This is a genomic window from Rhodococcus sp. IEGM 1330 (assembly GCF_033142445.1).
Lineage (GTDB): Bacteria > Actinomycetota > Actinomycetes > Mycobacteriales > Mycobacteriaceae > Rhodococcoides.
On the sequence record NZ_JAWLSB010000006.1, the window covers coordinates 364381 to 378957 of the forward strand.

At 65.9% G+C, this 14577-nt stretch carries 12 protein-coding genes; 6 read left to right on the forward strand and 6 right to left on the reverse strand.

All coding sequences use genetic code 11. The features are described from left to right. Positions 1-107 precede the first annotated feature (107 nt). Entirely contained in the window at positions 108-3497 is a 3390-nt protein-coding gene (locus R4P57_RS16680; RefSeq protein WP_317803963.1) for a transglutaminase family protein, read from the reverse strand. 207 nt (positions 3498-3704) lie between these two features. Here R4P57_RS16680 and R4P57_RS16685 point away from each other — a divergent pair, with 207 nt between their 5' ends. Together R4P57_RS16685 and R4P57_RS16690 are read left to right on the forward strand one after the other, a co-directional pair. Then, a complete protein-coding gene (locus R4P57_RS16685; RefSeq protein ID WP_317803908.1) occupies positions 3705-4325 on the forward strand; it encodes an RDD family protein in 621 nt (206 codons plus the stop codon). A gap of 125 nt (positions 4326-4450) precedes the next feature. After that, positions 4451-5479: a hypothetical protein gene (locus R4P57_RS16690; protein ID WP_317803909.1), complete on the forward strand. Its 1029-nt coding sequence runs from the start codon at positions 4451-4453 to the stop codon at positions 5477-5479. Positions 5480-5564: 85 nt separating this feature from the next. On the opposite strand, the gene aspS is transcribed toward R4P57_RS16690, so the two are convergent. Continuing rightward, positions 5565-7349 (reverse strand): aspartate--tRNA ligase, encoded by a 1785-nt coding sequence (gene aspS / locus R4P57_RS16695; RefSeq protein ID WP_317803964.1) that lies wholly within the window; start codon positions 7347-7349, stop codon positions 5565-5567. A 169-nt stretch (positions 7350-7518) separates the two neighbouring features. Here aspS and R4P57_RS16700 point away from each other — a divergent pair, with 169 nt between their 5' ends. After that, complete coding sequence (locus R4P57_RS16700) at positions 7519-8442, forward strand: neutral zinc metallopeptidase (protein ID WP_317803910.1); 924 nt, start codon at positions 7519-7521, stop codon at positions 8440-8442. An 11-nt stretch (positions 8443-8453) separates the two neighbouring features. Here R4P57_RS16700 and R4P57_RS16705 read toward each other — a convergent pair whose 3' ends face one another. Beyond that, the gene (locus R4P57_RS16705) at positions 8454-9482 is read right to left on the reverse strand and encodes an Rv2578c family radical SAM protein (RefSeq protein ID WP_317803911.1); all 1029 of its coding nucleotides are present in this window, start codon (positions 9480-9482) and stop codon (positions 8454-8456) included. 124 nt (positions 9483-9606) lie between these two features. Between R4P57_RS16705 and R4P57_RS16710 the strand changes: the two genes are divergently transcribed. Continuing rightward, positions 9607-10077, forward strand: coding sequence for a DUF3237 domain-containing protein (locus R4P57_RS16710; RefSeq protein WP_317803912.1), 471 nt, complete (start codon positions 9607-9609; stop codon positions 10075-10077). 7 nt (positions 10078-10084) lie between these two features. Here the strand turns inward: R4P57_RS16710 and R4P57_RS16715 are convergent, their stop codons facing one another. The 3 genes from R4P57_RS16715 to R4P57_RS16725 are packed head-to-tail and all read right to left on the reverse strand — an operon-like array spanning position 10085 to position 12694. After that, positions 10085-10738: a hypothetical protein gene (locus R4P57_RS16715; protein ID WP_317803913.1), complete on the reverse strand. Its 654-nt coding sequence runs from the start codon at positions 10736-10738 to the stop codon at positions 10085-10087. Then, positions 10728-11999, reverse strand: coding sequence for a histidine--tRNA ligase (gene hisS / locus R4P57_RS16720; protein ID WP_317803914.1), 1272 nt, complete (start codon positions 11997-11999; stop codon positions 10728-10730). Before hisS ends, R4P57_RS16715 begins: the two co-directional genes overlap by 11 nt. Positions 12000-12001: 2 nt before the next feature. Continuing rightward, entirely contained in the window at positions 12002-12694 is a 693-nt protein-coding gene (locus tag R4P57_RS16725; RefSeq protein ID WP_317803915.1) for an MBL fold metallo-hydrolase, read from the reverse strand. Between the two features lie 191 nt (positions 12695-12885). On the opposite strand from R4P57_RS16725, the gene R4P57_RS16730 reads away from it, so the two are divergent. Both R4P57_RS16730 and R4P57_RS16735 read left to right on the forward strand, forming a co-directional pair. Beyond that, a complete protein-coding gene (locus R4P57_RS16730) occupies positions 12886-13749 on the forward strand; it encodes a peptidylprolyl isomerase (protein ID WP_317803916.1) in 864 nt (287 codons plus the stop codon). Next, complete coding sequence (locus R4P57_RS16735) at positions 13746-14540, forward strand: peptidylprolyl isomerase (RefSeq protein WP_317803917.1); 795 nt, start codon at positions 13746-13748, stop codon at positions 14538-14540. Before R4P57_RS16730 ends, R4P57_RS16735 begins: the two co-directional genes overlap by 4 nt. Positions 14541-14577: the final 37 nt, after the last annotated feature.

Genomic DNA, 14577 nt, shown 5'->3' on the forward strand with positions numbered 1-14577 from the left:
GGTCGATCACACTCCGCCGCCGGGCGGCTCCGCTACCTGCGGAACCACCCGATACGCGTCGGACCGAGATCGCTACCGGTCGACTCGTTCTCCTGTGCAGTCGCGCGTCAGGACGTGATGACTCCGGTCCGGCGCAGGTCGAGCATGCCGGGCGCGGACACATCGATCGCTTGGCGCGCGTGCATCTCGAGCAATCTTGCTACGTCCACCTTCCCCGAGGTGAACCCGCCCTCCTCGAAGCGGCCGTTGCGGCGCGCTTCGGCTTCCACCGAGTTCACGGGAGGCCCCTCGTACGAGCGCCCGCCCGGATGCACGACGTGGTACGAGCACCCACCGACCGCGCGTCCGGTCTGTATTTCCACCAGATCGAAACGCAGTGGACTCTGCACCTCGATCGTCGGGTGCAGAGCACTCGGCGGCTGCCAGGCGCGGTAGCGCACACCGGCGACCTGAACGTCCTGACGCTCGGTGCGCAACATCGGCACCGGCACCCCGTTGCACGTCACCATGTATCGGCCCGCGTCGGCTCCGGCGACCTGAACCTGGATGCGTTCCACAGAAGAGTCCACGTACCTCGCGGTGCCCGAGGACGTCGACTCTTCGCCGAGGGTGTTCCAGGGCTCGATTGCGCCACGTAGTTCGATCTCGGCGTCGCCGACCACGGTGGTTCCGATCCGCGGGAATCGGAATTCGGTGAACGGATCGAGCCAGCTGGTGTCGAAATCGATGCCGTGCTCACGGAGGTCCTCGGCGACGCGGCCGATGTCGCTGATCACGAAGTGCGGCAGCATGTACCGGCCGTGCAGATTGGCACCGTGTCGGATCAGCGGAGCTTCGAGCGGGGTGTCCCAGAACCGCGAGACCATCGATCGCACGAACAGTGACTGCACCATCGCCATCTGATGGTGCGGCGGCATCTCGAACCCGCGTAATTCGAGCAGTCCCAGTCGGCCGCGAGTGGAGTCGGGGCTGTAGAGCTTGTCGATGCAGAACTCGGCGCGGTGCGTGTTGCCGGTGATGTCGGTGAGCAGGTGCCGCAGTGCACGGTCGACTACCCAGGGCGATGCCGATCGGTCGGCCCCGGTCAGTCGCTTTATCTCACTGAATGCGACCTCGAGCTCGTAGAGCGATTCCTCTCGGCCCTCGTCGGCGCGAGGTGCCTGCGACGTGGTGCCGATGAAGCGGCCCGAGAACAGGTACGACAGCGACGGGTGCCGTTGCCAGTGAGTCAGCATCGACACCAGCAGGTCCGGTCGACGCAGAACGGGTGAATCGCCCGGCGTCACGCCGCCGAGAGTGATGTGGTTGCCGCCGCCGGTTCCGCGGGTGGTGCCGTCGTTGTCGAATCCTTCGGTGCTCAACCGGGACTGGCGAGCCTCGAGGTAGAGACGCTCCATCAGGTCGTTCTGTTCGGCCCACGAGGAGGTCGGTTGCACGTTGACTTCGATCACACCGGGATCCGGTGTGACGGTGAGGGTTTGGATACGAGGATCCGACGGCGGGCCGTAGCCCTCGATCACGACGGGGGTGTCGATGGTCGAAGCCGCCTGCTCGACGCGTGAGACGAGGTCGACGAAATCGTCCAACCGATCCATCGGCGGCATGAACACGTGCAGGACGCCGTCACGGACCTCGGCAACCAGCGCGGTGACGGCGGTGCCGCCCACCCCGGACGTCTCGTTCACCAACTGCGCGTACCGAGACTCGGCCGGGTTCACCGCACGCGGCGGTTGCTGCGTCAGCTGCGGTGTGGGCAGATCCGGCTTGGGCGCGGTGGGGTCGGCTGGGTTCTCGACCGGTCCGCCGTCCCAGGAGATCGCTCGCAGCGGCAGCCGCAGACCCGCGGGAGAATCGCCTTCCAACAGCACTATTCGGCCACGGCGCAGCTTCCAGTCCGAGCTCTCCCAGCCGGACCCGTCCTCGGTGCGCGAGATGGGCAGCACGAATGCGGCAGGCTCGTCGGTGCTGGCATCGAGCCGTTCGAGCAGTTGCTTTCTTGCGTCCGCGGAATCGGCTCCCGGTTCGAGATCCTCGTCGTCGGCGGGCGGGTCACCGTAGGGCTGGCGAACCAGGTCCAGCAGTTTCACCAACGGGTCCTCGTAGGCGGGACGCGCTTGTGAGGCAGGCAGTCCGAGCGCCTTGACCAACTCGTCGATCAGTTCCTGCGACGCCGAGTTGTCCACCGGTTCCGGGCGCAGGTCCTCCGCCAACCAGGGATCGGCGATCAGGTCGGAGTCGTGCCACAGGGCGTGACCATCGGTGCGCCAGAACAATCCCACCTGCCACCGCGGCAGCGGTTCGCCGGGGTACCACTTGCCCTGGCTGCGCTGCACGAGACCGTCCGGTGCGTAGATGGTCCGAAGCCGTTCTGCGAGCACACTTGCCAGCTTGCGCTTGTGTGGGCCATCGGCCGTGGTGTTCCACTCGGGCGCTTCCTGATTCTCGATCGCGACGAATGTGGGCTCGCCGCCGACGGTCAACCGAATGTCCTGACCCTGCATCCGCTTGTCGATCTTCGCGGCTGTCGCCTTGATCGATTCCCACTGTTCGGCGGTGTAGGGCAACGTCGTTCGCGGATCCTCGTGGACGCGGACGACGGTGTTCGAGAAATCGAGTTCGGCCTTGCACTTGCTCGTCGCACCGGAGATGGCGGCGGCAGTCGACGGGTGCGGCGTCGCCGACAGTGGAATGTGGCCTTCGCCGGCGAACAGGCCCGAGGTCGGATCCATCCCGACCCAGCCCGCACCGGGGAGATAGACCTCGGTCCAGGCGTGGAGATCGGTGAAATCCTCCACCGGCCCGGACGGGCCGTCCAACGACTTGACGTCGGAGGACAACTGGACCAGGTAACCCGAGACGAAGCGCGCTGCCAGACCCATCTGACGCAGTACCGACACCAGCAACCACGCCGAGTCGCGGCACGACCCGACGGCGGACGTCAGGGTCAGATCAGGGGTCTGTACTCCGGGTTCCATGCGCACGGAGTACCCGACGTCCCCCATGACGGCTTGATTTGCCATCACGAGGAAATCGATGGTGCGCAACGACTCTCCGCGTTCGACGACGGCTGCCTGCAGCTTCTCCACCCAGGCCGTCACCACCGGGCCCGGTCCGGTTCCGGCCTTGTCCTCGTCCACCGGGCGCAGATACGGCTCGAGGTCGGGAAGGTCGTGCTCTTCGTACGCGAAGCCGAAGTGCTCGGCCCATTCCTCGACGAAGAAGTCGAGGGGGTTGATCGACGCCATGTCCGCGACGAGTCCGACGGTGATCGACAGATGGTCGGTTCGCTCGGGGAAGACCACCCGAGCGAGGAAGTTTCCGAACACGTCCTGCTGCCAGTTGACGAAATGCTCCGCTGGTTCGATCTTCAGCGAGTACGCCTCGATGGGAGTACGCGAATGCGGTGCCGGTCGCAGCCGGATTTCGTGCGGAAAGATCTTGACGGTGCGGTCGAATTTGTAGCTGGTGCGGTGTTCGAGTGCAACCTTGATGCCCACGGCGAGCCCCTCGTGATAGTCCCGGTATGGGTAGAACACCCAACCCTAGTAGGACCGGGCCCGGTGCGCTCGGCGAAGAAATCGTGTCCGAAATGTGCTGACCGGGCAGGCGCGTAGTGCTTGACACCCTCTTCGTGGTGCGGTTCGCTCAGCGAGAATCGAGTATTCGTTCGACGCACGCCACACTTTGCAACCAAAGGGAATCTCGTGAGCGACAATTCACCCAACGGACCGCAGTACGGCTCCGATCCGAACCAACCCCAGTACCCCACGAATCCAGCGTCCGGTTACCCGCTGCCCGGCAACTACCCGCCACCCGGTAACTACCCGCCCCCGGGCAACTATCCACCGCCGCCGGTAGGCGGCAACGCGGCATTCGGAATGGGTTCGCAGCTGCCCGGCGGCGCGCAGCCCGGCAGCCTCGGATCACGGTTCGCGGCCCGATTCCTGGACGGGCTCATTCTCGCGATCGTTCAGATCATCCTGTTCCTGATTCTCCCCAGCGGGTTCTTCGGAACTTTCCTGCTGGGTCTCGCGTCCGCGCTCCTCGGCTTCGCGTACTTCACGCTGCTCGAGTCCTCTCGCGGCCAGACCCTGGGCAAGCAGCTCCTCGGCTTGCGCACCCTCGGCGCAGGAGGCGGACTCCCCACTCAGGCCGAGGCGGCCAAGCGCAATGCCTTCCTTCTTCTCAACATCGTGCCGTTCATCGGCAGTTTCCTGGTGATCGTGGCGTACATCGTCGTTGCGGTGACCATCAATTCGAGCCCGACCAAGCAGGGCAAGCACGACGAGATCGCCGGCGGAACCCAGGTCATCAGCGTCTCGTAACAGCCCGTCCACGCACGAGCGGACCTCCTGAATTCCAGGAGGCCCGCTCGTCTGCGTTCGGGTGTTCCCGGGCCTCGGTGCCCTGAAGTGCCCCAGTCCTCCCGACCACAGACCAGGAGAACGACGTGAGCGACAATTCGACCGACGAACCGCGGCCCGGCGAGGGATCCGATCCCGACCGCCCCGAAACGCCGAACACTCCCCCGCCGAACACGGGAAACACCCCGCCGCCTCCCGGCGGTCAGTACCTGCCTCCCGGCGGTCAGTACCCGCCCCCACCCGGGAACTACCCGCCGCCCGGTGGCTACCCACCCCCGCCCGGAAACTACCCGCCTCCCGGTGGCGCACCCGGCAGTTATCCACCGCCTCCCGGGGCGTACCCGCCGCCGCCCGGCAACTACGGGAACTACGGGAACTACGGGAACTACGGGAACCAGGGCTACGGGCAGACGCCGCTGGGTCCCAATCCCGGTCGTCTGGACGTCGGCGCGGCGCCGAGTTACGGGTTCGACAAATTCAAGGCCAACGTCGGCCCGTGGCTAGGAATCACGGCCATCGTGTGGGCAGTCAGTGCTATCGGACTCGCCGTGGTCTTCGCGTCGACGTTCACCGCGGCGATGGTGGCCTTCGACAGCGGCGACACGACTTTCACGACCACGACATCCGGGGTGGCCATCGTCATGACGGCCATCGCCACGTTCGCGTCGTATTTCGTCAACGCCGCCTACGTTCGGGGAGCGCTGGACGAGACCGGCGCCCCCGAGAAGCCGTCGTTCGGGCGGTTCTTTCAACTCACCAACGTCGGCCAGATCGCCATCCTGGCGTTGATCTGGACCGTCGTCACCGTGGTGTTCAGTTTCATCCCGTTCCTCGGAACGGTCCTTCTGATCGTGGTCGGCTTCCTCGCCAACTTCGCACTGACGTTCCTGATCGATCGCAATCAGACGGCGATCGAATCCATCAAGTCCAGTGTCGACCTGACCGTCAAGAACTTCGGCCCGCTGCTGCTGCTCCTGCTGCTGTTGGCCGCGATCAACGTCGTCGGTGCGCTGCTGTGCGGTCTCGGTTTGCTGTTCACCATCCCGATCTCGGTGATCGCCACCAACTACGCCTACCGCGTCCTGACCGGCGGTCCGCTGTCCCCCGCACGCTGACCCGACTGCTCCTGAACAAACTGGTCCGTACAGACGAATGTCCCCGTAGCGCAGAGCGTTACGGGGACATTCGCTTTCGAACTTCTCAGGCCTCGGCCGGTTCTTCCTTCTTCTCCGGCTTGAAGTCGACGCCCGATTCCTTACGCTGCTGCGGCGTGATCGGTGCCGGCGCGTCGGTCAAGGGGTCGATGCCGCCACCGGACTTGGGGAACGCGATGACCTCACGGATGGAATCGACTCCGGCGAGCAGCGCAGTGATGCGATCCCAGCCGAACGCGATGCCGCCGTGCGGCGGTGCGCCGTAGGAGAAGGCATCGAGGAGGAAACCGAACTTCTCCTGAGCTTCTTCCTTGTCGATACCCATGATCGCGAACACCCGTTCCTGAATGTCCTTGCGGTGGATACGAATACTGCCGCCGCCGATCTCGTTGCCGTTGCAGACGATGTCGTAGGCGTAGGCCAGAGCAGATCCGGGGTCGGTGTCGAACGAGTCCATCGACTCCGGCTTCGGCGACGTGAAGGCGTGGTGCACTGCAGTCCACGCACCGGATCCGACGGCCACGTCACCACTGGCCGTGGCGTCGGACGTGGGCTCGAACAGCGGAGCGTCGACGACCCACACGAACGCCCATGCCTTCGGGTCGATCAGGTCGAGCTTGCGAGCGATCTCGCCGCGCACGGCACCGAGCAATCCACGTGATGCCTTGATCGGGCCCGCGGAGAAGAAGATCGCATCGCCGTTGTTCGCGCCGACGTGTGCGGCGAGGCCGTCGCGCTCGGCGTCGGTCAGGTTCTTGGCAACCGGGCCACCCAGCGTGCCGTCCTCACCGACGAGAACGTACGCGAGGCCCTTGTGGCCACGCTGCTTCGCGAATTCCTGCCACCGGTCCAACTGCTTGCGGGGCTGCGATGCGCCACCGGGCATGACGACCGCACCGACGTACGGGGCTTGGAACACTCGGAACGTGGTGTCGGAGAAGAAGTCCGTGCATTCGACCAGTTCGATGTCGAAGCGGAGATCGGGCTTGTCCGAACCGTAGCGACGCATCGCCTCGGCGTAGGTGATCCGTGGAATCGGTGCGGTGAAGTGATGCCCGACGAGCTTCCACAGCGACGCCAGAATCTCCTCGGCCAGCAGGATGATGTCGTCCTGAGTGACGAAGCTCATCTCGACATCGAGCTGGGTGAACTCCGGCTGACGATCGGCTCGGAAGTCCTCGTCTCGATAGCAGCGGGCGATTTGGTAGTAGCGCTCGATACCGCCGACCATCAGCAGCTGCTTGAACAGCTGCGGGCTCTGCGGCAGGGCGTAGAAGCTACCCGGCTGCAACCTCGCCGGCACCAGGAAGTCGCGGGCACCCTCGGGGGTGGACCGCGTGAGCGTCGGAGTCTCGACCTCGACGAACTCGTGATGCGCGAGCACCGAACGGGCCGCGGCGTTCACGCGCGAGCGCAGGCGAATGGCGTGTCCCGGTCCCTCACGACGCAGATCGAGATACCGGTACTTCAGACGCGCTTCTTCGCCCGGCTGGTCGTCGAGCTGGAACGGCAACGGCGCAGCCTCGGAGAGCACCTCGATCTCGGAGGCCTCGACCTCGATTGCACCGGTCGGGATCTCGTAGTTGGCGTTGCCTTCTGGACGACCCTCGACCTTGCCGGTCACCTTCACGACGTATTCGGCGCGCAGCCGGTGCGCCTGTTCAAGTGCTGCTCCCTCACGGAAGACGACCTGGGACACACCGGACGCGTCGCGCAGATCGATGAAGATGACGCCGCCGTGATCGCGTCGGCGGGCCACCCATCCCGTCAGCGTCACGGTTCGGTCGACGTGCTCGGGGCGTAATGAGCCGGCGAGGTGGGTGCGCAGCACGGGTGTCCTTTCGAGAAAAATCCGCTGATCGTGTTCTTCGCTCACCGATCCTACGGAGCACATCACCGTAGAAGGAAACGAGATCGCGACGCGGCATGCGAAGCTATGGCCGACAGCAGCGATTTGTGTTCTCGCCACAGGCGGGGGCTCGGCGGAGAGGAACTCGGGCATGACCTTCAGAGAAGGTTCGCGGATGGAGCGGGGTCGAGTCTCCGTCGGCGGCAGCGGGGGCGGCGGTCGCGGTGGCAAACTGGCCATCGGCGGTGGTGCAGGCGGCCTGATCATCATCGTCATCGCGCTGCTCTTCGGCGGAGATCCCGGTTCGATCCTCAATCAGATCAGTGGCGGCGACAGCTCTGCGGGGCAGGTCGACTCCGGCACCTCGGGGACCCTCGAGGGCTGCGAGACCGAGGCGGAGGCGAACAGCAAGATCGACTGCCGTATCGGATTCACGGTGTCGAGTCTGGACACCGTCTGGGAATCTCAGCTGCAAGCTCAGACAGGCGTCGCCTACGTTCAGCCCGGCGTGAATCTGTTCTCGGGAGCAACGAACACCGGCTGCGGTAACGCCACCAGCGCCGTCGGGCCGTTCTACTGCCCGGCCGATTCCACGACGTACTTCGACACGAGCTTCTTCCAGGTTCTCGTCGACCAGTTCGGCTCCAGCGGCGGCCCACTGGCGCAGGAGTACGTGGTGGCGCACGAGGTCGGCCACCACCTGCAGAACCAACTGGGCGACATCGGCCGCGCACAGGCCGATCCGCAGGGGCCCGAGTCCGGTGGCGTCAAAGTGGAGTTGCAGGCCGACTGCTACGCGGGAATCTGGGCGCACTACGCAGCCGACACGGTCGATCCGGACACCGGTGTTCCGTTCCTCGAGCCGCTGACTCCCACCGACATCGACGACGCCCTCTCCGCGGCGTCGTCGGTGGGCGACGACCGAATTCAGCAGGCATCCACGGGCAGCGTCAACCCCGAGGGCTGGACGCACGGCTCGTCTGCGCAGCGCCAGGCGTGGTTCACCGCGGGCTACGAGACCGGACAGGTGGCGGCCTGCGACACGTTCGCGGCACGCGACCTCGACAATCCCTGAACCGGCACCGATCAGAACAGGGTGAGAGCCGGCCCCGAGGTCACCAGTTCTCGGGGTTCGGCAGGCTCGTTGGCGGGCAGCGAGCGGGTCTGCTCTGCGGCGAACCCGTAGGTGTCGAGCAGCGGATCGATTCTGGATTTCAGCCACTGCTTGTACTCAGGAGTCACGTACGCCCCGTGTCCGTAGAGCTGACGGTATCGACGCACCAACGCTGGGTGTTCCTTCACCAGCCAGCTCATGTACCAGTCCTCGGTGCTCGAACGCAGATGCATCGGCAGCGCCGTCACGGTTGTCGCACCCGCCTCGGCCAGGGCACCGATGAGGCCGTCCAGTTGCTTGGCCCCGTCGGTGAGAAACGGAATGACCGGTGCCACCAGAACCCCGCAGTCCAGTCCCGCATCACGTACTGCACGAATGAGGTCCAATCGCGCTCGCGGACTGGGGGTTCCGGGCTCGAGCTGCTTCTGCAGGTCGGCGTCGTGAATGGCCAGGCTGATGCTCACCTGCACGTCCACCTGCTGCGCGGCGAGCGTCAACAGGGGCAGATCACGCCGCAGCAGTGTGCCCTTGGTGAGAATCGAGAACGAAGTGCCCGATTCGGTCAGTGCCCGAATGATGCCGGGCATCAACCGATATCGACCCTCCGCGCGTTGATAGGGGTCGGTGTTGGTACCGAGGGCCACCGGCTCCCGTTTCCACGACCGGCGCGCGAGTTCTTTGCGCAGTACCGCCGCAACGTTCGTCTTCACGACGATCTGCGAGTCGAAATCGTTGCCGGAGTCCAGATCCAGATATTCGTGCGTCGGGCGCGCGAAGCAGTATCGACATGCGTGCGAGCACCCGCGCATCGGGTTGACGGTCCACGAGAAGGGCACCTGAGATTCGCTCGGCACTTCGTTGAGGGCGCTCTTGCACAGCACCTCGTGGAAGGTGATGCCCTCGAACTCGGGCGTCTGCACGCTGCGGACCAGCCCCGATCGCTCGAGCCCCGGTAGCGCCCCGTCGTCCGCGGCGTCGAGAGTCTGACCGGCCCATCGCATGCACACAGTCGAACATTTGTTCTATGTCGTGTCAAGGTCAGGTGACCCCCGACGGTCCCCGCTCGGGTGTGGTCACCGGAGGGCGATAGCGTAGGCCCCCAGTCGATCCTAGGAGTGCACCGCCGTGACCGCCCCGAACACACCGACCCTCGAGCCCATTCTGCGTCTCGGCCTCACACTCGGACCGGGAATCGACATCGGCTCGGTGCCCGCCGGTGAGCGGGTGGTCACCACTGTGCTCGGCGGCGCAGCTCCCGGCCCCGACATCGAGGGAACGCTCGCAGCCGGGTCGACCGTCGTCAGCGTCACGCGGCCCGACGGATGCACCGAGTTCAGCAGCGACCTCGTTCTCGAATTGGCGACCGGCGGTTACCTCTCGCTCGACTATCGCGGAGTTCAGTTCGGCCCGGCCGAGGTCATCGACGCTCTGAACGATCCCGAGCGTGAGGTGGATCCCGCCACGTACTATTTCCGCGGCACCCTCCGCGTGTCGACCGCGGTCCCGAAGTTCACCTATCTCAACCGCGCACTCGTCGTCACGTCCGGATCCCGCTCCGCCGAAGCCGTCGTGCTCGACGCATTCCTGGTCACCTGACCACGGCTCAGTCGAGCAGCTGAGCGACCTCACGGTCGGTCAGCGTCGCCTGCGGAGTTCGCCCCTTGCTGCGGACGAGTTCGACGGCTCGATAGAGCGGCCGTTGGTCGAGTCCGGCGTCGCGTGCCTCGGCGCGCAGCTGATCCACCAGCACCGATGCGATCGCCGCGGCAGGCACCAACTCGGTGGTCCACAGCGAGTCGGCGAGGGTGCGCAACGCGAGAATCGGCAGTTCGCGGCCCCCATCCCTGGTGTAGAGCGCAAGCGGAACCACGATGTGCGTACGCCCGTCGTAGAGCCGCAGCGAGATCTGATCGATTCCGGCCGTCCGAATCGTCAGTTCGGCCGTCACCACCTCCGGCATCGTCAGCCGGCGAGTGCGCAACCCTCGCGCGCACAGTTGCGGACCGTCGAGCCACACCCGTCGGCGCAGACCGAGCCAACCCGACAGTACTGCGGGACCGCCGACGATCACCCCGACGAGAACGGCAACCCATACCGGCACGAACAGCGCCAGGACGACGGCGAGAACGATCCCGATCGCGGCCGACCCGACAATGATCTTGCGCAGGCGCGGTGCCAGGAACTCGACCGAGACCAGGTCCAGGGCTACCGGCCCCGCGTTGGACCGAGAGTCACCGGGCCGGGACTCACTGGGCAAGGCGCGCTCCGAGGGCGTCGACTACGTCGGCCATCGGAACGGTGTCCTGCTCGCCGTTCGAAAGATCTTTCACCAGAACCGATTCCGCAGCCAGTTCCTGATCGCCGAGCACCAACGCGAACCGCGCGCCGGATCGGTCGGCGGCCTTCATGGCACCCTTGATTCCGCGATTTCCGTAGGCCATGTCCACGGCTATTCCTCGTTCGCGTAGCTGAGCCGCGATGTCGACGATAGCCAGCTTGGCGCCTGCACCCATCGGAATGCCGAAGACCTGGCATCGTGCCGTCGCGCCCGCGGTCTTGCCTTCGGCGGCGAGTGCCAGCACGGTGCGATCGACGCCGACACCGAACCCGATTCCAGAGAGCGCCTGCCCGCCGAGCTGTTCCATCAACCCGTCGTAGCGTCCGCCGCCGCCGATGCCCGATTGTGCGCCGAGCCCGTCGTGCACGAATTCGAACGTCGTCTTGGTGTAGTAGTCGAGGCCGCGCACCATCCGCGGATTCACCAGGTACGGAACGTTCATCACGTCCAGGTATGCCAGCACTTCGTCGAAGTGTTCCTTCGCCGAATCGGAGAGGTGATCGAGCATCAGCGGTGCGTCCGCGGTCATCGCGCGCACCTCCGGTCGCTTGTCGTCGAGCACACGCAGCGGATTGATCTCCGCGCGTCGACGGGTGTCCTCGTCGAGGGGAAGCGCGAACAGGAACTGCTGCAACAGCTCTCGGTACTGCGGGCGGCAGGTGTCGTCACCGAGAGAGGTGATCTCGAGCCTGAAGCCGGTGAGCCCGAGGGCCCGGAAACCGGCGTCGGCCACAGCGATGACCTCGGCGTCCAGCGCCGGGTCGTCGACGCCGATCGCCTCGACACCCACCTGCTGCAGCTGCCGGTACCGGCCGGCCTGCGGGCGTTCGTAGCGGAAGAACGGCCCGGCGTAGGCCAGCTTGACCGGCAGCGCTCCCCGATCCAACCCGTGCTCGATCACCGCGCGCATGACTCCGGCGGTGCCTTCGGGTCGCAGCGTCACCGATCGGTCACCGCGATCGGAGAAGGTGTACATCTCCTTGCTCACCACGTCGGTCGACTCCCCGACCCCACGGGCGAACAGGCCGGTGTCCTCGAAGATCGGCAGTTCGATGTGGCCGTAGCCGGCGTTGCGGGCTGCGCCGAGCAACCCTTCGCGTACGGCTACGAACTCGGCCGAGTTGGGCGGGAAGTAATCGGGAATGCCCTTGGGCGCGGAAAAGGCGGTCGGCTTGCTCACGCTCACAGCCTTCCTTGCTCGGGGTCGGTGAGTCCAACGAGGAACGGGTTGGACCCGCGCTCCTGACCGATCGAACTCTGCCCGCCGTGCCCCGGGAGCACCACCGTGTCGTCGCTCAGCGGTAGCAGCCGAGTCGCGATGGACCGCAGCAGTTGGTCATGATCGCCGCCGGGCAGATCGGTGCGCCCGATCGATCCTGCGAAGAGGGTGTCCCCGGTCAGAGCCAACGGAACCGAGCCGTCGGGCCCGTCGGCGTGGGCGAGGAACACCACCGATCCCTGGGTGTGCCCGGGGGTGTGCACCACCGTGAATTCGATTCCGGCGAGTTCGAGCCGTCGACCGTCCGTGAGCTCGATCACCTCGGCCGGTTCGTGGAACTCGAGGTCGCCCAGTACCGCCGCCAACGTCGGGCCCGTTCCCTTGATCGGATCGGCCAGCATGTACCGGTCCTCGGGTGCGATGTACGCCGGGATGCCGTACTTTGCGCAGATCGGCTCCACCGACCACGTGTGGTCCAGGTGACCGTGCGTGAGCAGTACTGCGGTGGGGGTGAGCGAGGACTGCGTCAGGAAGTCGATCAGCGGATCCGCGGCGTCCTGACCGGGATCGACGACGACACACTCGGACGCGTCGTCCTGGGCCAGGATGTAACAGTTCGTCTGAAACATGCCTGCGGGGAATCCGGTGACGAGCAAGACAAACGCTCCTAAAGGCTGAGGCCGAAGTACCGATCAAGCTTAGTGGGGCCGCTCCCGCCGGGTCCCCCCAGCATGCTCTCAGGCAGTGATGGCAAACTCGCGTTGGCCGATTCTCGGCCGATTACCACACGATCGGTCCGTGCAGCGAGCGGGCGAGGTCGTTTTTCGACAAGCGGGAGGAACACGAATTGCCCAGCAACGAGCAACGGCGCGAGGCTGCCAAACGAAAGCTCGAAGGCCAACTCGTACGCCGCGCCGAGCGTGCGCGGCGTCGTAAGCAATTGACGATCGCCGGTTCCGTTCTCGGCGTCGTCGCGGTCGTGGCCGTCGTCTCGGTCGTGTTCGTCGTGACCCGCGGTGACGACGACGCGAGCACCGCCCAGGAATCGACGACGTCGGCGCCCGCCGATTCGATCATCGCAGCCGGGCGCACCGAGCCGCTGCCCGAGACGGTGAACTGCTCCTACCCCGCCGCGGAGCAGCCGGCGGCCAAGCCGAACACTCCCCCGCGCACCGACAACGTGCCCACCAGCGACGAGCCGCTGAGCTACAGCATGACCACGACTGCGGGGAACATCGGGCTCACGCTGAACAATCCCGAGTCTCCGTGCACGGTCAACAGTTTCGTCTCGCTCGCCAATCAGGGCTACTTCGACGGCACCACCTGCCATCGGCTCACCACGGGCGCGGGCCTGCAGGTTCTGCAGTGCGGCGATCCCACGGGCACCGGCTCCGGCGGGCCCGGCTACCAGTTCGCCGACGAATTCCCCACCGATACGTATGCCGAAGGCGACCCCGCCGCACAGACCCCGATCGCCTACCCACGCGGAACGTTGGCGATGGCCAACGCAGGCCCGGGTACCAACGGCAGCCAGTTCTTCCTCGTCTACGGCGATTCCGAACTGCCCCCCGCCTACACCGCGTTCGGCACCATCGACGAGACCGGACTCGCCACCCTCGACGCCATCGCGGCCAAGGGAGCGCAGGGCGGAGCATCCGACGGAGCCCCCGCCGAACCGGTCGACATCACGTCCATGTTGAGCGACCTGTGAACCGCACCTCGGCTCTGACGATCGCGATCTCGGCCACGGCGCTGGTACTCGCAGGGTGTTCCGGTTCGGCCGAACCGGCAGCTGCACCGGCCACCACACCGTCGTCGACGACTACCACGACGACCGAAGCACCCGCGCCCCGGCCGGCACTCGATCTGTCCCGTTTCGGGGCGTTGCCGCCGGTGCCGCAGCCGACGACCGACACGGTGTCCTGCTCGTATCCGGAGGAGTCTCCGGCCGTCAAGGAGGTCGACGCTCCTGCGACCGACAACATCGACGTGTACGGCAACGTCGATGTGACGTTGTCCACCACTCAGGGTCCGATCGGCATCACACTCGACCGGACGCAGGCACCGTGCACCGTCAACAGCGTCGTCGGCCTCGTCCAGCAGGGGTATTTCGACGGCTCGCCCTGTCACCGGCTGACGACGTCACCGGGCCTCGAGGTACTGCAATGCGGTGACCCGTCCGGGTCCGGTCGAGGCGGACCGGGATACACATTCGCCAACGAGTACCCCACCACCGCGTACACCGGCGATCCGGCGCAGGCCGAGAATCCGGTGGTCTACCCCCGCGGAACGCTGGCCATGGCCAATGCCGGCCCCGATACCAACGGCAGCCAGTTCTTCCTGGTCTATGCCGATTCGGTGCTGCCGCCGCAGTACACGGTGTTCGGCACCATCTCGGACGCCGGTCTGCAAACCCTCGACGCCATCTCAGCGGGCGGGGTCACCGGTGGCTCCGAGGACGGCGCACCGGCGAACCCGGTGATCGTGGAGACCGCAGCCTGAGTTCGGGTTCGAAGGGCGAGAGGGTGAGCAGAGTATC

Excerpts from the sequence above, each read along its gene's own strand:
- R4P57_RS16700 (WP_317803910.1), top strand. The coding sequence starts at position 7,519 with ATGACCTTCAGAGAAGGTTCGCGGATGGAGCGGGGTCGAGTCTCCGTC.
- R4P57_RS16705 (WP_317803911.1), bottom strand. The coding sequence starts at position 9,482 with ATGCGATGGGCCGGTCAGACTCTCGACGCCGCGGACGACGGGGCGCTA.